The following is a 17,507-nucleotide window of genomic DNA, read 5'->3' on the forward strand; positions in this document are numbered from 1 at the left end:
CGAACCCGCTCAACATCCTCCTTCATTCAACGTGAGAAATAAGCCGTCACCGTGCAGTCCTCGACCACACTGTTCGTTGTGTAGGTATTGACCGACTCGGCACCGTCGCAGCCAGTAACGTGATCCAGGGTGAAGCCGGAATCCGGCGTCAGGGTGAAGGTTGTTGTCAGGCCCTCCGCCACTGTCGCGCTGGTTGGGCTGATGGTGCCGCCGCTCTGGGCATCGATGGCGTATTGGTTAATGACGGAATTGTTGAAGTTGGTTGCGTAGGCGTACTGTCCGGTCGGGTCGACGGTAATGGAATGTCCAGAACCGGAGCTCGTCGCGACGGACTCGGGGCTCAGGGCGGTTAGGCTGCCGTCGGCCCCAATGCCGTACTGGGAAATCGTGTCGTCGTTCGTACTCACCGCGAAGACATACTGACCTGTTGGGTCGACGGTGACGCTCTCGGGGGAATTGCCTGTGGCGACGGTCGCCGGGTTCATAGGCGTCAGCTGTCCGTCATTCCCGACGGTGTATTGGGAGAGGGTGTTATCGTTTCCATTTGCCACGTAGACAGAGTGCCCGTTTGGATCCATGGCAATCTCACGAGGGAGCGAGCCCGAATTGACGTTCTTGGGGCTCAGCGCCGTCAGGGTGCCGTCGTCGCCAATCGCGAATTGGGAGACAGTGCCCACATTCTGGTTGGCGACATAGGCGTATTGACCACTCGGGTCAACGACGACGGATACGGGGCCGGAACCCGCGAGTATTTTTTGGGGGCTTAAATGGCTCAGGGTGCCGTCGGCTCCAATGCTGTACTGGTAGACAGTGTTGTCAGTGGCGTTGGCATTGGTGACGTAGACATATTGGCCGGTCGGATCGACGGCTATGCCGGACGGCCCGACGCCGGCATCGATCGTTGCGGGGTCCAGCGCCTTCAGGCTGCCGTCTGCTTCAATAGAAAATTGCGATACGTTGGAAGAGAAGTTGTTCGTGACATAGGCGTATTGGCCTGTCGGGTCGATGGCAATATTCCTCGGTGAGGAGCCGGCACTGACACTCAAAGGGCTCATCGGCGCCAGGCTGCCATTGGCCTGAATGGTGTATTGATCGATGTCTGAACCCGCGACATAGGCGTATCGACCGCTGGGATCGACCGCTAAGCTCGATGCCTCAGTCGTCGATTCGACCGTTGAGGGCCTCAGTGCTGTCAATCCAGGCACGCCGCCAAGGCGTGTAGATACCGTAAACGTGGGTGTCTTGGTATCACTGTCGCCGCCACCACCACCGCATGCACTCAGTGCGGCCATCGAAAGAAATGTCATTGTCCAGAGCGTTGTTTTTTCCAAGCTCCACATAGTCTGCCCTCAATTCTGCAATGATGATTCGGGCGATCATGGCAGTGAGTGTGGGTGGTCGGTACCCGACAGATGTTGGGAGGGTGCGGAAAAAGCTCACGAAAGCCGCGATAAACGTATGTAAAGCCATCGTGCGGGTCCAGGGCACGAGGTCCAGGTGCCTTGATCAACCTGCTTCGTCGTCGATATGGATCGCCAGACCCGTTTTCCCTGAAGAGAGGTGCCCCGCAAGTACGTGCCCCTCATAGTCACTGCTATTTTGGTGCCGGAACGGGATAGGCGCCTCGTCGAAGAGGTGTTCGAGACGTGAACGCCAGGCACTTATTTCCGCTTCCGCAACCGATGGTTCCAGCTTGCCCGTGCCATAGACGGCGTGGGTCGATAACACATCCATGCCCGGGAAGAAGAGGGCGCCGTGGGTGATGGGGAAGAGCAGCTCTTCCAGGGGGCCGTTGATGCCCCGGGGCGAATAGTCCTCGGCAGGGCCGCCTACCATGACGGAGAGCAGGGCCCGTTTGCCTTTGAGAATGCCGTCGCCATAGCGGTAACGGTTGCCTTCCCCTTTGTAGCCATAGGCAAAGCCGTAGGCGTACACCCGGTCAATCCAGCCTTTCAGGATCGCCGGCATGCCAAACCACCAAAGCGGAAAGTGAAAGATGACCGCATCGGCGGCCAGCAGTTTTTTCTGTTCTTCCGCGACGTCCGGTGTCTGCTGGCGGGTCGCGTAGGCGTGCCCGGACTCCTGGATGAACGCGAGCCGGTGCTGGTCCATGCGGCTGGGAAAGTCCGCCTCGTCAAAGGTGGCTTTCCAGTTCATTCCGTAGAGGTCGGACTGCATGACGCGGTGACCCAACGCCTCGAGTGTTGCCACCGTTTCTGACACGAAACGGCGGGTGAGGGAGGTGGGTTCTGGATGGGCGTAGACAACCAGGACAGTCTTTTTCATTGCTTTGCTCCTTCATCGGGATTAACCAGGGGGGCTGGTTGTGTAGAGGTTGGAGCCAGCGTGCAATAGAATGGGCTATTGATGAAATCACCAAATTTCTGCGCAGCTATATAAAATATGGATACCAAAAGACTGGATCTCAATTTGCTGGCGACGCTGGAGGCCTTGCTCGACGAGCAGAATGTCACCCGGGCAGCGGCTCGCCTGCATATGAGCCAGCCTGCCGTCAGCGCTCAACTGAGTCGCTTGCGGGACCTGTTCGACGACCCCCTGCTGATCCCGGCCCATCGAGGCATGATCCCGACCGCCAAGGCCCTGGAATTACAATCACCGCTGCGTCTGGCACTGGATCAAGTGCGGGACACTCTGGCGACCCACCAGCATTTCGATCCGGCGGGGGCGAACCTGACGGTGACGCTGGCCTGCACCGACTACGTCCAGGCGACGGTTGGTCTGTCGGTCATCAACACGCTGAGGCACCGGGCACCGGGCATAAGGATCGGTTTGCGCAATCTGGAGCCGACCCGTCTTGAGGACCAGATGGCTCGCGGTGACGTGGACCTGGCGTTCATGACCCCGGAGGAGGCGCCTCCGTCGTTGCGGCACCGGCACCTGTATGATGAGGCCTATGTGCTGATCGGACGTCCGGATCACCCGCATCTTTTCGACGGGATGACGATTGGCGACTACGTCCAGCTTGAGCATGTCATCGTCTCACTCAGTGGGGGCGACTTTTCGACCCCTGTTGATCAGGCCCTGAAAGTGCTGGGGTTCGCCCGCAATGTGGTGCTCTCGGCGGCCTCCTTTCTGCTGGTTCCCGAGATCGTGACCCGATCGAACCTCGTGGCGTTGGTGCCGCAGCGGCTGGTTGCGGAGCGTAAGGACCTCAAGGTCGTTGCCTCGCCCATTGAATCGACAGGGTTTTCCGTGGGGATGGTGTGGCACGAGCGTAATCATGCTCACCCGGCCCAGAGGTGGGTGCGGGAGGCGATCGGTCAGGCGCTTTAAGGCGTTCCGAGTTGCCGGGCCCTGGATGGCACCGGCAAGTCGATCTGCCGGGGCAGAAGATGCGCGGAATAAGCTGTTCAATGGCCTCGATGGCGTCAGACTTTGACTGCTGATGCCTTGGGTCGCCAAACTCCTGACCCTCCACCTGGATCTCGATCATTTCTTCCACTCCCAGATACCGGGATGCGGTCCGGATGTGGGGGGTGAGATGGTTCATATGGGCTTTGCTCTCACCTTCGCGGAACCCATATTCGCCACACGACCAGAGCACGATCAGGTTTTTCCCGCCCATCAGGGGCGCCAGCGGCGAGTCTCCGCGGGCCGGGTCGAAGTCAAAGGTCTTGTTCACCCGAATGACCTGGTCGAACCAGGCCTTGAGTGCCGCAGGCATGCCGTAGTTGTACATGGGCGTGGAGAGGACGATGAGATCGGCTTGGTCCACTTCATCGATAAGCCGATCGGATTCCATCAGCGCCTGTTTGTGGGAATAGCCACGTTTGTCCTCCCGGGTAAAGCAGGACTCAATCCAGAACTCGTTGATGATGGCTGGAGGGTGTTTTCCAACATCCCGGTGGGTCAGCGTATACTCGATTCCTTTCTCATCGACCGTCTTAAAGAAGTGATCGGCCATCAATCGTGAAATGGAACGGTATGATTCATTGTCTTGGTCCGCCGCGCGAGCACTGGCATCAATTCTCAATATATTCATAATGTTATCTCCTGGTTTTGCCCTGATTTGGTTTTTATTATCGAGTCGCCCGTACGCGCCGGACAAACCAGGATTCCGAAACCCGACGTGAGAAAAAATCACCGCCTATGAAGCTGCCTCCCCTGAAAGCCGTCCGGTTTTTTGAAGCCTCCGCAAGATGGCAAAGTTTCAAGAAAGCGGCGGAGGAACTGAACGTCAGCCCCACGGCCGTTTCCCACCAGATCCGTAATCTTGAGGAGTGGTTGGGGGTGGATCTTTTCTATCGCGAGGTGTCCGGTGTCCGTTTGACGCCAGAGGGCCAGGAGCTATACAGCGTTGCCAACAGGGCCATCCGCGATCTGGGGGAGGCCATTGCGGGGATAAAACAGGATCGGAGCATCCTGACCGTCAGGACGACGTCTTCCTTTGCGTCATTATGGCTTCTTCCCCGTTTGGAGGCTTTTTATGAAGAGGCGGGGGCAATCGAGCTTGAGATTGTTTCGGGTGAAGTGGCCGAGATCCGGTCAGGAGAAAGGATAAATGAACTCAGCATCCGGTTTGGCGACGTCACTGGCGTGGACGCTCAACAGGTTCTTTCCCGGGAGCGATACAATCTGTATGGAGCCCCGGATTACGTCGATTCAGCGATGGACCCGTCAAGCGGCATAGCGGTCTTCACAAGCAAGTGGAAGAACGCTTCTTTACCGTCGTTACCGATCGCAGAGTTCAAAGCGAAGAACGCCCTGAGCGACCAGTCCCTCAGGGAGTCCAGGTTTGATCAGGAACTGTTCGGAGTCCAGCAAGCCATTGCCGGGCGAGGGCTGGTTTTCGCGTCGGAAACGTTATGCAGCGCCCTGATACGTGACAACCTGCTGGTTGAATCGGGATTCCTGCCTGTTGATTCCGGACTGGGATTTTACCTGAATGAAGGGGCGGAAAATGAAGGTCTGGCGGCCCTGAAATTTGTTGGATGGATCAAGTCGGTGATTCGTCCAAACGACCGATAGTCCTCCCGTTTTGACGGTCGAGCCGTTTAGTGACGTGCGCCTTTAGTGGCTCCGGTCCCACTCTCCGAAGACTGGCCCGGCTCCGAAAGCCGTCGAACCCGCTCGAAATCCTCTTCGGTAAACGTGCCGTTCACACCGGCAATGGCCGCCAGTTTCATGCCGTGTTTCAGGCCCAGCTTGTAGATCTCCTGCACCTTCTCCCACTCGATATGGCGGCCCAGGGTGTAGTTCTCGAAGCGGCCCTCCAGCGTCAGCACGATGGTCTCGGCCAGGCAGGCGTAGACGATGCCGGTGGGCAATCCGATGTCCTTCATCTGGACATTGCCGGGCAGTTCGATCTCGCCCGATTCGATCACCAGCACGTCCGGGCGTTTGGCGACGTCGTCGGCGGGGATGTCCAGGGGACGCGCCACGTCCGTGATCACGCACCCTGGCTTGACCTTCATGATGTCGAGGATGCGCTTGCCGGCGCCGGAGGTGGCGGTAACGATCATGTCCATATTCGCCGCATCCCTGTCCGCGTCGGCCGCCAGGTGCACCTGGGCGCCCGGGGTTTCCTGTTCGATGCTTTCTTTAAGGGCCAGGAGTTTGGCCGGCTCGGGTGAGGCGAGGTAGATGTTCTCGACGGCTTTCGCCAGCAACCGGGCGCACACGGATCCGATGGCGCCCGTCGCGCCGACGACCATGGCATTGCCGGCGAGCTTGCCGCTGTCACCCACACGCACCCGACCGATGCGACGAGCCGCTTCGTGCGCCGCCCAGAGGGCACCGGAGGCGCTGTAGCTGTTGCCGGTGGTGATGGGTAAGGGCGCGCGCCGGGCCACGGTCACGCCGGCATCGCCCACGACTTTGGTGAACGCCCCCAGCCCCATGATCTGCGCGCCCAGTTTCTTGGCCAGCCGGGCCGCGGCCAACAGACGTTCGTAAGTGAACTCCGGGCGATGGGCCATGATCTCATGGGGCGTGCCGCCGACGGTGATCAGCCACCCCTCGGCTTCGTCCCCGGTGGGCGAGCGGATGCCGGAGACTTTGGAATAGACGAAGGGTGGGGTGTAGGCGACCGCTTTTTCCACCAGGTTCATGATCGGCTTGGGGGAGACCTCGGCAATCCAGTCCAGTGGGTGGGTTTTGGTGAGGTATTGCTGGGAAAGCGGGTGAATCACAAAGGCAAACCGGTTCACGCGGCGATAGCCGTCCGGGTACAGGATCCGGGGCTCAATGCCCGTGGCGCGGATGGCCTGGAGATAATCGTCGTCACTCAACTGTTCCGGGCTTCGGGAGGTCGTCGCACAGATCAGCGCTTCAAGGACGTTCACACCGACTGGGCGCCCCTCCAGCCACGGGCTGTCGTCCACCACCATCGCCACCTTGTGGGCTCTCATCCAGGCAAGCGTCTTGTCGGTGACCCGCGATGTCATGATGGTTTTGCCATCCAGGTCCGTGTCTTCCAGCGATTGCAGGTGATTCGGGCTGGCCACGATGACGTGGGACTCCGCGATCGCATGATGGAGGGCGCCGTCGGCCAGCGGTTTGCCCAGTTGCCACAGGGGGCTGTGTGCTACGGTGCGGCGAACCCACTGGGTGGCCGGGCGCTCGAGCAGTGCGCCGGCAAATTCCGAATACGCGTTCATCTGCTCGATCGAGGTCAGCATCCGGGGGATACCAAAATCCAGCCAGGGGTTGGCGAAGCTCAGGTTGTCGGTGTGTTCGCGGAGCGCGCGGGCGATCGGATAGCCGCTGCGGCCGTCCAGGATGAGCACCCGGGCGTTATCGAAGAAGTGCTCCAGAGTGGTCTGCACGTGCCGAACCGCCCATTCCTGCAACAGGCCGCGCAGGTCTTCACCGGTGCCAATGCAGGCTTCCGGCGCCCTCTGTTTCAGGTAGGCGAATTGGGCATTTCTGCGGGCGGGAAGTGTGCTGTGGGCGGTGTCTGGAATACTCAGGCCGATGGCGTCCGCCTGGGCCCGCACGTTTTCCAGCAGCTGGCCGGCTTTTTCCAGGTCGCCGTCGGCGCCAAGACGAATCACCTTGACGGCTTCGCCGAGAAAGTGGGCTTCGACCGTGTAATCCTCGTCGGACGATCCGAGACTGATACTGGCGACGGTTTTCACGATCGTGCTCCGCCTATCGCAGTGGGCTGACAGAGACGAGCTGGTATCCGGCAGGAGTGTTCATCTCCAGTCATCGTCCCCTATGCGCCATGAAACCACCAAACGGGAGGTGACACGTTAATCTGGATCAAGTCCGTGACGCTTTGTGGGACAACCTGGGGATGCTGAGAGGTGATTCCGGACAGGGGATAATCGGCATGGGTACTATTGACGCGGTCTGCTTCGATGCCAGCCGGCGACGAATCAGGCCGAGATGATGTCAGGGATGGATGGAGATAACGCGATGGGCCCGCAGCAGTCTGGTGTGACACAAGGTGTGGAACCAAAACAATCAGAACCTGGACAGTCCGGGGTTAAGCGACCCTGGGGGATCTACCTGGTAGCCTTCTGGTGCTTTTTCGGGCTGATGGGTGGGACTTATGTTTTGTTCCGCTTATTGCTTTCGGTGGTTCAAGAGCGAATGCCCGAACTGGAGCCGTTGCTGGGACTTGCGTATCTGGCGGTGGGTTTGGGGCTGATCATTGGCGTCCTCAGGCTTTACCGCGTTGGGTTAATTCTGTGTGCGGTATTAATGGGACTTTGGGGAGCCTTTCAATTGCTGTCGTCACTGACCTTCGTATTGGCCGATCAGGCCAGCCCCCAGATCCTGATATTCAAACTGTTTTATGGGCTGCCGTCACTGGCTTGTGCCTGGTACTGCGTTCGGCCGTCGATACTCAGACTCGCCCGCGAGCAGGGCGAATATCGGGAGCAGCGAGCGATGCAAAAGTACGCCCAGAAGAGAATGCTGAAAGGAAAGCGATAAGGCTTCAGCGAGTCGGCTTCTGGAGATCTCAGACGATCGGGAGTACGACGAAGGGACTTCGAGAAAAGGATTTCAATTTGATGCATTTCAATTAATGGGGACGTGGCGCTTTAATTTTGATCAACCCGGTTGGTAAGCCGCGGAAAACCGCCAAAGATTTTTTTACTCGCTTTCAACTTATCAGGAATAAGCCAATGGCGAAGCCTTGGTTCGCGGCACGGCATCGGCCGTAATCAATGTCATTACCTCTGCACGAAGAATCTCCGCAAGCCGTGCCGTGGCACCGGCAAGCACATCGTCTGACCGGTGCAGCATCAGCGGCAGGTGAGGGAGTGGAGGCATTCCCAATTCGTCTGCATTCATAAGCCGCAGCCCGGGCGGCAAGCCGATCGGCGTGCGGACGGTAACGCCCAGGCCCGCGGAGACACCCGCCCAGATGCCGGCCAGACTCGGGCTGGTGATGGCGACCCGCCAGGGAATGCCCGCACTGTCCAACGCGTTGGTAGCCGCGGTTCGTAACAGGCAGGGAGCTTCCAGGGCGACCAGTGGCCAGGGTTCACCGGTCGGAAAGGGGATATCCCGATCCGCCGCGCCGATCCAGCGCATGGGCACCTCGCCCAGCCTTTCGGCATGCGGCGTGTCCTGGTTGCCCGCCCAGGCCAGTGCCAGGTCTAGCCGGCCGGAGGTCACCCGCTCCAGCAACTCCGCATTGCGGGCAATGCGCACTTCGACCCGAACTTTCGGGTGAGCGCGGGCGAACTGCCCGAGCACTTCCTGCAGCAAGCCCTCGCCGAAGTCTTCTTGCAGACCCAGTCGCACCCAACCTTCCAGTTCGGCGCCGCGGATGGCCGCAGCGGCTTCATCGTTCAGTTCCAGCATGCGGCGGGCGTAGCCGAGTAGGGTCTCTCCGGCTTCCGTCATGGCCAGGCCCCGACCGGCCTTGTGCAGCAACGGCGTGCCGGCCTGGTCTTCCAGTTTCTTGAGCTGCGAGCTTACCGCTGAGGTGGATCGCCCGAGCCGGTCAGCGGCGCGGGCGAAACTGCCCAGCTCAATGCCCAGCACGTAGGTTCTCAGCACATCCAGATCGAAAGTAACGCGGCGCATGGAATTATCCCGAAAAAGCGGACGATCAGTTAAAAACTTTCCAATTTACCGTATTAATGTGCGCCGCTAACGTAGGTGGGGTCAAGCCTTAACATGGAGATGGGATATGAGCCTTTCACCCGGTATTGCCCGGCAGACGTTTGGCGACGTTGCCCCCAAGCTGGCGGAGATCACTGATGATCTGCTCTTTGCTGACGTCTGGTGCCGTGACGCTCTCGGCATGCGAGAACGCAGTATCGCAACGGTGTCCGCACTGATCGTCCTCAACCGGTCCGAGCAGTTGCCTTTCCACCTGGAGCGGGCGTTGGAGAACGGGGTGAGCCACAGCGAACTGGCTGAACTGGTTACCCACCTGGCGTTCTATGGCGGTTGGCCGGTGGCGGCCTCGGCCGTGGGCGCTCTTCGCAAACTGTCATACCGGTCAGAGGAGTAGGTGCCATGCCGTTTGTACGCATCTCCTTGATCAAAGGGCGCTCGCCCGACGATCTCGCCGCCCTGGCTGACAGTGTGCATCGCGCGCTGGCAGAAACGTTCAGGGTGCCGCGGGATGACCGTTTCCAGGTCATTCACCAGCACGACCCGGAAGAACTGATCTACAACCGCCACTATCTCGGCGGGCCCCGATCTGCCGATTTCGTGCTGATTCACATGACCGCTGGCAAGCCCCGGACCCGGCAGACCAAACAAACCTTCTATCAACGGGTCGTCGCGTTACTGGCGCAAGCGCCCGGTATCGATCCCGAAGATGTGATGGTGGTGATCAGCACGACAGAGAGCGAGGATTGGTCGTTCGGTGGCGGGCGGATGTCGATGATCGATACTGCGCCGGAGGTGTCGTCATGATCGCCATGCAGTACCGTTTCACGCTGCCGGCGGACTACGATATGGACATCATCCGTCATCGCATTGCCAGCAAAGGCCACCTGTTGGATGCGTTCCCCAATCTGGTGTTCAAGGCCTATCTCTACGCCGATCGGGCCGATGGCGTTATCGCCAGCTCTGAGAACGCCTATGCGCCGTTCTATGTCTGGCAAAACTGCGACGGCATGAATGCGTTCCTGGGCTCCGAAGGTTTTGCCGGACTCACCCGGGCTTTCGGGTGGCCCGTCGTCAGCACCTGGTCGGTTTGGCAGGCGTTGGCAACCGAGGATCTGGGCCGTGCCATTACGGCTACTCGGGAAACCATTGCAGTTGAGCCGTTCACCGACCTGACGGCATTGCGAGAGAGGGAAACGGACTGCGCACGAGCGGATATGCAGCAATCCGGCGCTTTTGCCGCTGTAGTCGCCTACGACCCAACCGCCTGGTCCGTGGTTCGATTTCGGCTGTGGGCGGATGAGGGGCCGGAGTTGGCCGCCGGGCAGCACAAGTATCGAGTGGGGCATGTCTCCCGACCGGGGATTGGTGCATTGCTTTCGGAGCCGAGTGAGATCGCCGTGCCCAAGCCCTGATCAACGAAGCTTACGGCCAGACCCGGAACTAGACCGTCTTCATCGCAAGCCCGAGGGCCACGGCAATAAGCAGCGCGCCAGGACCTTTGCGAAGCAGGACATGATCCGTGGTCAGCCACTCTGCGAGCCGTGACGCCAACAGAGCGTAGGTCAGCAGGAATAGGCCGTCGAGTATCAGGTAGGTTGCGCTCAACGCCACAAACTGGGGGATCACCGGATCTGAACTGTCGATAAACTGCGGAAAGAAGGCGGCAAAGAAGATCACGGCCTTCGGGTTAATCGCAGAGACCATGAATCCCTGCAGGTACAGCGACGACTTGCTGCGAACCTCCTTGGGTCGATGGGGGTTGATCTGCAAGGACGTCTGCCTGATCAGGGCCATGGTTCCCAGATAGAACAGGTACACCACGCCCACCCATTTGATCGTGATGATCAGCCCTGCGTTGTTCTTGATCAGAAACGCCAGCCCGGCGGTTGCCACCATCATCTGGATTAAATTGGCAGTGAGATCGCCGGCCGCCGTCATCGTTGAGCGTGGAAACCCCGATGACAGGGTGTTGGACAGAATCAGCAGCTGGCTCGGCCCCGGTGTGCTCATCAGGAGCAGGACGGTGCCCACAAACAGGGACCAGGTTTCCATGTTCAAAAGCGTTGTCTCCCTGACAGGATTCGGGACTTGCCGTTGTCTCTGCAGGCTTGGCCTCGCGTGGGAGGCGCGCCTCAAAGCCATCGAACCGTTGCCACTATTTATAGACCAAAACGTGCTCAAACTTTAAGGTTTCGCCGGCAATCGCCGTGGGCACTGGTGGTCTAACTTCAGGCGCTCATCCCGGTGGAGAGCGTGTCGACGGACAGCCCTGGAATTGCCATGGAGGTGCCATCATGACCACGCGACTCAGATATTCCCTTCTACCCGCTACCTTGTTGGCCCTGATGCCCGTTTTGGGCTTCGCGGAGGGCCAGACGGATCGTGTCAGATCGGCCGGACCGATCGAGACCATCAACCAGGACATGGCGCCGACGGCAGCCGGCCCGGGTCAAAAGGCGGCAGGGACCAGCGTTCAGCCGCAACGGGCGATTGAGCGACCCCGGTATCCGAATGACAACTGGACGGCCCATCAGAAGAAACGCTACCTGTTCGATTCGAACCAGTTTTGAGGCCCAGTCAGCCACTCCCGTTGGTCGTTTCAGTAACGGCCCGGGAGTGGGCTGATTTGTGAGGGGAAATGCAGTGCTCAGTGGCACTCTTTCAGGCGGACGATGCTGAATTTACCGTCGTAGACGAGCCGGTTACTTGCCTGGACACGGTCTGCCGTCAGGTTGAGCGTGTTCTCTCCGGCAACCCCTCCGGCTGAGCGAAGGCTGTCCACCAATTGCTTGCTCGCAGCGGAAAAGTTCGCGTCCGGCCTTGGTATGAGGTGTCCGGAGGGCAGGCTTTCGTGCCCGGTTGATGCGACGAGAACGTCCTCTCCGGAACCGGTCTTGTAGGGCGTTTGCCAGATCCGGATGAAAGACCGGTCAAAGACCTGGTCCGGCCCGTCGATCCGGGACCACTGCTGCCAAGGCGTGCGGTCCCGCCAGAACCACGGGGACAGGGGTGCCGTTGGATTGCCGCGGTGCATCATCACGTCCCGATAGGCGGCCAGCACGGTTTTCCAGCGGGTATCGTCAGCCGGGTGCCAATCGGCTGCTCGCAGGCAGCTTTCCAGTGTCTTTGGCGAGGTTATGAACATCATATTGATGGGCGATTTTCGCTCACCGGCCACAGACAACGCATACTCCGGGGCCTGCTTCGGGAACAGCTGCTGCGGGCCGTCGTAGGTTTGAACCTGCTCAACCGGAGCGGACGATGCCGTAAGGAGTGGCGGGTTGAGATTCGGCGCCAGTAGGGCGGCCAGCCACAAAACGACAACCGGAACCAGGACCAGTGTTCCGTGCTTGAGGGCGTGACGGTACCCCTCGGAAGACAGCCGGGGCCCGCGCCAGCCACTGTAGGTGAGGGCTATGCCCAGCAGCAGCCCGGAACCGCCCAGCAGATAGCCGGCCAGCACATCACTGAGGTGCTCTGCTCCCAGGTAAAGGCGGCTGAATCCGATCAGCAGGGCGATAATCACAGCGCTGAAAAACCAGTTGATCCGGGTGCGCCACGCGGAGGCCGAGTGGGCGAAGACGAAACACAGGAAACCGTAGAGGGCGACGCTGAGTGCGGCATGGCTGCTCGGGAACGAGTGATTGCTCGGGGGCAGCAGCCCCTGCTCCGGTCCGGGGCGGTGCAGCATCTGCTGACTCAGGAGGACGAACCCGGTGGCAAACGCCGAGGCGATAAACATCGGTACCACGAATCTCAGGCGACGCATTCGGTAGAGCAGGGCGACGCCCACCAGCAGCCCGGCCAGCACCACCCAGGGACTTGCCAGGGTGTTCAGGCCGTAGAACAGGTGGTTGAAAAGGGGGCTGCGGAAACCGGCGATCAGGTTGTTGATCCTGGCGTCGGCGGTCACCACGGCTTCCTGGGTCAGCAAATCCTCCACCAGTCCGCCAAACAGCAACAGCGCGTAGAGTAAGGACAGGCTGGCCAGCGTTGTTGGCAGGCCCCGCATACGGGTGGTTTCAACACGGTGTGTCAGGAAGGCGATCAGGCGGGGGTGTCGCCGGCTCCAGGCGGAGACACCCGGATTGTCTCGAATCGCAGCTCCGATCGATCGCGCCGTCGAGCGGACCCGCTTTAACCCATTGCGGCCGTAGCGAATGGCCAGCCAGCGCAGCAGGTAGAGCAGCGCCACCAGCGCGACGAACAGGAAGAGGGCCAGGCCGATTCGCGACAGCCAGGCATGTGCCAGGGCCATGGACTGCGAGAAAATGTAGCCGGGCAGGATCCACTGGAGGGCCCAGCCAATGGCGCCCAGCAGGTTCCAGAAAAAGAAGGGCCAGCGCTCCATCTGGGCCATACCGGCGATAAAGGGCATCAGCTCCTTGACCGACGGCACGAATCGCCCGAGACACACGCTCTTGCCGCCGTGGTGTTCAAAAAAGCCCTCAGCCTTCGACAGATACTCGGCCTTGAGAAACCAGCGCCCCTGGCCCAGCCAGCGGTGCCCGTAGTGTCGTCCCAGCCAGAAATTGATGTTGTCGCCCAGCACAGCGCCGGCGATGGCGAAGACCAGCAGGTCCCCCAGATCAAGGGCGCCCTGGCCGGCCAGAACGCCCATCAGCAGCAGGAAGCTGGAGCCGGGCATAATCAGTCCAACCACCAGCACGGTTTCCGCCAGGGCGGCGACAAACGCCACCCAGTAGCCGAGGACGCCGATGCTCTCAACCAGTCCCAGGATGGCCTGCGTCAGATGTTCCATGTGCCTCTTTCCACTAAGTTGGCAGAGCCGTTACACGATGTGGTTTGCCTCGTGGCGAGCGCCCACCCCTGACGCCCGTGACGTAGTGGATACCAATATAGACCCCGGAAAAAGCGTTCAGGAACGCTACAACCCGGAACCTGATTCCCTGGCTGGCCCGTTGCTTGAGCGGGGCTAATAGTCGCGCTCGCGCAGCCGTCGGCGCTGTCCGATCATGAGGGCGAGCGCAACCGTCGCGAACAGGGCGCCGGCAAGGAACGTGTTCTGTGGGCCGGCGATTTCCCACAGCGCCCCGGCCACGGTACTGGCGGCGAGTAGGGCGAGACCGACAACCAGGTTGAACAAGCCGAAAGCCGTCCCGCGCAATTCCGGCGGCGCGGTGTCGGAGACGAGTGTGGCCAGCAGCCCCTGAGTGAACCCCATATGAAAGCCCCAGAGCGCGACGCCGATGGCCACGCCCACAACCGTTGAGGTGTGGGCCAGAACCAGGTCGGCAACGATCAGCAGGATGAGCCCGACGGCCAGCAGCGTGGGTCGATCGGTACGGTCCGCAAGAAGACCCACGGGATAGGCGGACAGCGAAAAGGTAAAGCTCATGATGACCAGGACCAGGGGAATGAACATGACCGCCAGACCGGCGTCCTGCGCTTTCAGCACCAGGAAGGCTTCACTGAAGCGCGCCAGCGTGAACACCGTGGCGATGATCACGATCCACCAGTAGTTCGACCCCAGCTTGCGCAGCTCACTCCGCCGCAAGGGCATGCGGGGTTCCTGGCGCCGGGTGTCGCGCTGGGGTTCCTTTACCAGGGCCAGCAAGACCAGGACGGAAAGGCAGGCCGGAATCACCGCGATCCAGAAGACGGTTTTGAAGTGATCGGCGGTGAGCCACATCAGGCCAATGGCCAGCAACGGCCCGAGGAAGGCGCCCACCGTATCCAGGGATTGCCGCAGCCCGAAGCTGGCACCGCGTGCGTCGGGCGGAGCCAGATCGGCGATCAGGGCATCCCGGGGCGCACCGCGGATACCCTTGCCGATCCGATCGATGAAACGGGCCGCGAAAACCCAGGTGACGGATGTCGCCAGCGGGAATAACGGTTTGACCAGGGCCGCCAGACCATAGCCGGCCACCGCAAGCAGTTTGCGCCGGCCCAGCCAGTCACTCAGCGCGCCGGAGAACACCTTGGTCACCGAGGCGGTCGCTTCCGCGATGCCCTCGAGAATGCCCACCGTGAGCGCCGAGGCTCCGAGCGCCGTCACCAGGTAGACCGGCAACAAGGCGTGGATCATCTCGGAGGAGACGTCCATGAACAGGCTGACCAGACCCAGCGCCCAGATGCTTCGCGGGATCCGGGAGGATGGGGCGGTCGATGAATCGCGAGCCGGAGACTTGGCCATCAGCTGATGGGGTTCTGTTCTTCGAAAACGCGATGGGCGTAGCCGTCGAGCAGTTCTTCGCATCGTGAGAGCCAGGAGCCGGCCTCCTCGGCGAGCGGCGCGCCGTAGAAGTCGAGGGCGCGTATCTTGTCCAGCCAGCGCTGGAGCTTCTGCAGTTCGGCTTCCTCTTCCTCGAGTTCGGCGTAGGTGAATTTATTCTTCGCGAACTCTTTGGCGATTTCGGCCTCGTAGGCCTCGCACTGGCCGATAAATTCCTGGTATTGGTCGTTGCGCTCGTCGTTGAATCGGGCCAGCACCCGTTCCTCCTGGGCCTTGTCCAGCCCGAGCGATTCCAGGACCACGATCTCGCCCTGCATGCCCATAATGTCATTCTCGATCCGCTTCGCCTGTCGGATCAGGCGGTCGGTCCTGGGCAACAGGCAAACGCCATTCTGGATGTAGATCGCCCCCAGCCCCTTGAGTCGGCGCCACAAGGCGACCCGCTTCGAAGACGGTTCGGGAGGGATTTTGTAGATCAGCGTTAACCAGCGATGTGTCGTCATGGATTCAACTCTAATGTAACGGTCGTTTCATATGAAATGTATCCGGATGACCTGGGCAAAGCAGTGGGACGATGGGTCCGTCCCACGGGGCATACCTGTGAATCGCGAGGCAGCGTCATAATGACTCACCCTTATTGCCTCGTCTGGAGCTCGGGAATAGACTGTGTGCCATGAAATCCAGACGCGCATTCCTTCTCATCTTCCTGCTCCCCCTGTTGGTCTTCGGGGGCTTGGGCGCCATCATTTTTGGTTCCCAGGCCTATTCGGAGAATCAGGAAGATAAGGCCATCCAGCACACCGTTGCCGAGGCGGTTCACGCCAAAGGGCCGGTGGAACTCGCCAACCTGGAGCGGGTCCAGAACGGCTTCGGCGTGTGTGGTATTTATCGCGAAACCGGCAGCGATAAGGGCTACTCATCGTTCTACTACGATGCGATCAACAAGAAAGTGATTCTGGACGTGCAGTCCCGCAAGTTTGAATCCAATTGTGGACTCGCTACGCTCTGCGACACGATCTGACACGATCTGACACGCCCCGGCCTTTCACTGGATGGCGCCAATCGCGGTCCGGACAAAATGTCGCACCGTCTTTGCATTCGGCACCGAAGTCGCTAGGGTTCAGTCCGTCAGGGCGCCTTCGCTCACCTTCCGAAATTTCGACTCGAGGAGTTCTCCATGCGCAATCTCCTAAGCTCTCTGGTACTGGGTATCTCTGTGTTCGTTTTCTCCAGCGGGCTTGCGTTTGCTGACGGCAAAATTGAGGTGACTGACGCGCGCCTGAGACTGCTGCCGGGCGATGTGCCTGCGGCGGGCTACTTCAAGCTCCACAACGGCACCGATGAGGCCATCAAGCTGGTGGGCGCCCATACCGGGGCGTACAAGAAGGTGATGATGCACATGAGCATGGAGAAGGACGGCATGGCCGAGATGCACGCCGTGCCGGAGATCGATGTGGCACCGGGCGAGGACTTCGAGTTTGCACCGTCCGGCTACCATCTGATGTTCATGAAGCGCTCGGCGCTCCTGCAATACGGTGACAAGGTCACTGTGATGTTGAAAGTCGAAGGTCAGAAGAACGTGCCGGTGAACTTCAAGGTCGTCTCGCCGGCGGACATGTAAGCCCCGTTTCTGCTCACCGGATTAATCGGAACCGTTATGCTCAAGCGTTTGTGTCTTCCGTTGTTTATTGCGTTTTTCTTGGCCGGTTGCACCGGTGAGGACTGGCGGACGACGGATATCTCCAAAACCATGCCACCTCTGGACTTCAAACTGGTCAACGAGAACGGTAAGACGGTCACCGAAGAAGACTACGAGACAGAGGGTAAAGCCACCCTCCTGTTCTTTGGTTACACCCATTGCCCGGACGTTTGTCCGACGACGCTGGCGAGACTGGCGAAGGTGACCAAATCACTGGATCAGGATCTCCGGGACAAGCTTCAGGTGCTCTTCGTGTCGGTGGATCCCGCCCGGGATACGCCTCAATCCATGGCGACCTACACGTCGGCTTTCGGTCCTGAATTTATCGGCATGGTCGGTGATAAATCCGAGCTTGAGGACGTGACCAACCGCTACCGCATTGCCTATAGCTACGACGAGCCAGACAAGGACGGCAACTACACCGTCACGCATACGTCCGCCGTCCTGGCCTTCGACAGCCAGGGCAACCCGGCCTTCATGCTGCTACAGAGTGATCCGGACGTGGCGCTGAAAGGCGATCTCACCCGCCTGATTGAAAAGGGCCAGGGGTGAAACCCGCCTCTC

General features: G+C 60.1%; 18 protein-coding genes and 1 pseudogene. 10 read left to right on the plus strand and 9 right to left on the minus strand.

The features are described from left to right. Positions 1 to 26: 26 nt before the first annotated feature. Together JL474_RS09360 and JL474_RS09365 are read right to left on the minus strand one after the other, a co-directional pair. Positions 27 to 1,340, minus strand: a complete 1,314-nt coding sequence (locus JL474_RS09360) for a lactonase family protein (protein WP_203141827.1) — start codon at positions 1,338 to 1,340, stop codon at positions 27 to 29. A 166-nt stretch (positions 1,341 to 1,506) separates the two neighbouring features. Further along, positions 1,507 to 2,286, minus strand: a complete 780-nt coding sequence (locus JL474_RS09365) for an NAD(P)H-dependent oxidoreductase (protein WP_203141828.1) — start codon at positions 2,284 to 2,286, stop codon at positions 1,507 to 1,509. Positions 2,287 to 2,403: 117 nt separating this feature from the next. Here JL474_RS09365 and JL474_RS09370 point away from each other — a divergent pair, with 117 nt between their 5' ends. Next, positions 2,404 to 3,294 carry a LysR family transcriptional regulator gene (locus JL474_RS09370; RefSeq protein ID WP_203141829.1) on the plus strand — a complete coding sequence of 297 codons (891 nt, stop codon included), beginning with the start codon at positions 2,404 to 2,406 and terminating at the stop codon, positions 3,292 to 3,294. A gap of 85 nt (positions 3,295 to 3,379) precedes the next feature. Here the strand turns inward: JL474_RS09370 and JL474_RS21520 are convergent. Continuing rightward, positions 3,380 to 4,003, minus strand: a pseudogene (locus JL474_RS21520) (FMN-dependent NADH-azoreductase); the annotation flags it as partial. A 107-nt stretch (positions 4,004 to 4,110) separates the two neighbouring features. On the opposite strand from JL474_RS21520, the gene JL474_RS09375 reads away from it, so the two are divergent. Then, a complete protein-coding gene (locus tag JL474_RS09375) occupies positions 4,111 to 4,989 on the plus strand; it encodes a LysR family transcriptional regulator (protein ID WP_203141830.1) in 879 nt (292 codons plus the stop codon). A gap of 26 nt (positions 4,990 to 5,015) precedes the next feature. On the opposite strand, the gene JL474_RS09380 is transcribed toward JL474_RS09375, so the two are convergent. Beyond that, entirely contained in the window at positions 5,016 to 7,100 is a 2,085-nt protein-coding gene (locus JL474_RS09380) for a dehydrogenase (protein WP_203141831.1), read from the minus strand. Between the two features lie 265 nt (positions 7,101 to 7,365). On the opposite strand from JL474_RS09380, the gene JL474_RS09385 reads away from it, so the two are divergent. Further along, positions 7,366 to 7,905 carry a hypothetical protein gene (locus tag JL474_RS09385; RefSeq protein ID WP_203141832.1) on the plus strand — a complete coding sequence of 180 codons (540 nt, stop codon included), beginning with the start codon at positions 7,366 to 7,368 and terminating at the stop codon, positions 7,903 to 7,905. Positions 7,906 to 8,085: 180 nt separating this feature from the next. On the opposite strand, the gene JL474_RS09390 is transcribed toward JL474_RS09385, so the two are convergent. Beyond that, on the minus strand, positions 8,086 to 9,009 hold the full coding sequence (locus JL474_RS09390; protein WP_203141833.1) for a LysR substrate-binding domain-containing protein: 924 nt from the start codon (positions 9,007 to 9,009) through the stop codon (positions 8,086 to 8,088). Between the two features lie 106 nt (positions 9,010 to 9,115). Between JL474_RS09390 and JL474_RS09395 the strand changes: the two genes are divergently transcribed. From JL474_RS09395 to JL474_RS09405, 3 genes are read left to right on the plus strand one after another with little or no spacing between them, the layout of a single operon-like run. Continuing rightward, positions 9,116 to 9,442, plus strand: coding sequence for a carboxymuconolactone decarboxylase family protein (locus JL474_RS09395; protein WP_203141834.1), 327 nt, complete (start codon positions 9,116 to 9,118; stop codon positions 9,440 to 9,442). Between the two features lie 5 nt (positions 9,443 to 9,447). Beyond that, positions 9,448 to 9,852 carry a tautomerase family protein gene (locus JL474_RS09400; RefSeq protein WP_203141835.1) on the plus strand — a complete coding sequence of 135 codons (405 nt, stop codon included), beginning with the start codon at positions 9,448 to 9,450 and terminating at the stop codon, positions 9,850 to 9,852. Next, positions 9,849 to 10,460 carry a DUF4865 family protein gene (locus JL474_RS09405; protein ID WP_203141836.1) on the plus strand — a complete coding sequence of 204 codons (612 nt, stop codon included), beginning with the start codon at positions 9,849 to 9,851 and terminating at the stop codon, positions 10,458 to 10,460. Before JL474_RS09400 ends, JL474_RS09405 begins: the two co-directional genes overlap by 4 nt. Before the next feature lie 28 nt (positions 10,461 to 10,488). On the opposite strand, the gene JL474_RS09410 is transcribed toward JL474_RS09405, so the two are convergent. Next, positions 10,489 to 11,100: a LysE family translocator gene (locus tag JL474_RS09410; RefSeq protein WP_236012176.1), complete on the minus strand. Its 612-nt coding sequence runs from the start codon at positions 11,098 to 11,100 to the stop codon at positions 10,489 to 10,491. 242 nt (positions 11,101 to 11,342) lie between these two features. Here JL474_RS09410 and JL474_RS09415 point away from each other — a divergent pair, with 242 nt between their 5' ends. Next, positions 11,343 to 11,618: a hypothetical protein gene (locus JL474_RS09415; RefSeq protein WP_203141838.1), complete on the plus strand. Its 276-nt coding sequence runs from the start codon at positions 11,343 to 11,345 to the stop codon at positions 11,616 to 11,618. Between the two features lie 77 nt (positions 11,619 to 11,695). Here the strand turns inward: JL474_RS09415 and JL474_RS09420 are convergent, their stop codons facing one another. The 3 genes from JL474_RS09420 to JL474_RS09430 form a co-directional block, all read right to left on the minus strand. After that, positions 11,696 to 13,810: a bifunctional DedA family/phosphatase PAP2 family protein gene (locus tag JL474_RS09420; RefSeq protein ID WP_203141839.1), complete on the minus strand. Its 2,115-nt coding sequence runs from the start codon at positions 13,808 to 13,810 to the stop codon at positions 11,696 to 11,698. Between the two features lie 174 nt (positions 13,811 to 13,984). Next, positions 13,985 to 15,205 (minus strand): MFS transporter, encoded by a 1,221-nt coding sequence (locus JL474_RS09425; protein WP_236012121.1) that lies wholly within the window; start codon positions 15,203 to 15,205, stop codon positions 13,985 to 13,987. After that, positions 15,205 to 15,747: a Chromate resistance protein ChrB gene (locus JL474_RS09430; RefSeq protein ID WP_203141840.1), complete on the minus strand. Its 543-nt coding sequence runs from the start codon at positions 15,745 to 15,747 to the stop codon at positions 15,205 to 15,207. Before JL474_RS09430 ends, JL474_RS09425 begins: the two co-directional genes overlap by 1 nt. 170 nt (positions 15,748 to 15,917) lie before the next feature. On the opposite strand from JL474_RS09430, the gene JL474_RS09435 reads away from it, so the two are divergent. The 3 genes from JL474_RS09435 to JL474_RS09445 all read left to right on the plus strand — a co-directional run bounded on the left by JL474_RS09435 (position 15,918) and on the right by JL474_RS09445 (position 17,495). Further along, positions 15,918 to 16,265 (plus strand): hypothetical protein, encoded by a 348-nt coding sequence (locus JL474_RS09435; protein WP_203141841.1) that lies wholly within the window; start codon positions 15,918 to 15,920, stop codon positions 16,263 to 16,265. Between the two features lie 156 nt (positions 16,266 to 16,421). Next, a complete protein-coding gene (locus JL474_RS09440; RefSeq protein ID WP_203141842.1) occupies positions 16,422 to 16,865 on the plus strand; it encodes a copper chaperone PCu(A)C in 444 nt (147 codons plus the stop codon). Positions 16,866 to 16,994: 129 nt separating this feature from the next. After that, the gene (locus JL474_RS09445) at positions 16,995 to 17,495 is read left to right on the plus strand and encodes an SCO family protein (RefSeq protein ID WP_236012122.1); all 501 of its coding nucleotides are present in this window, start codon (positions 16,995 to 16,997) and stop codon (positions 17,493 to 17,495) included. Positions 17,496 to 17,507 lie beyond the last annotated feature (12 nt).

The organism is Marinobacter mangrovi (assembly GCF_016798325.1).
GTDB lineage: Bacteria > Pseudomonadota > Gammaproteobacteria > Pseudomonadales > Oleiphilaceae > Marinobacter_A > Marinobacter_A mangrovi.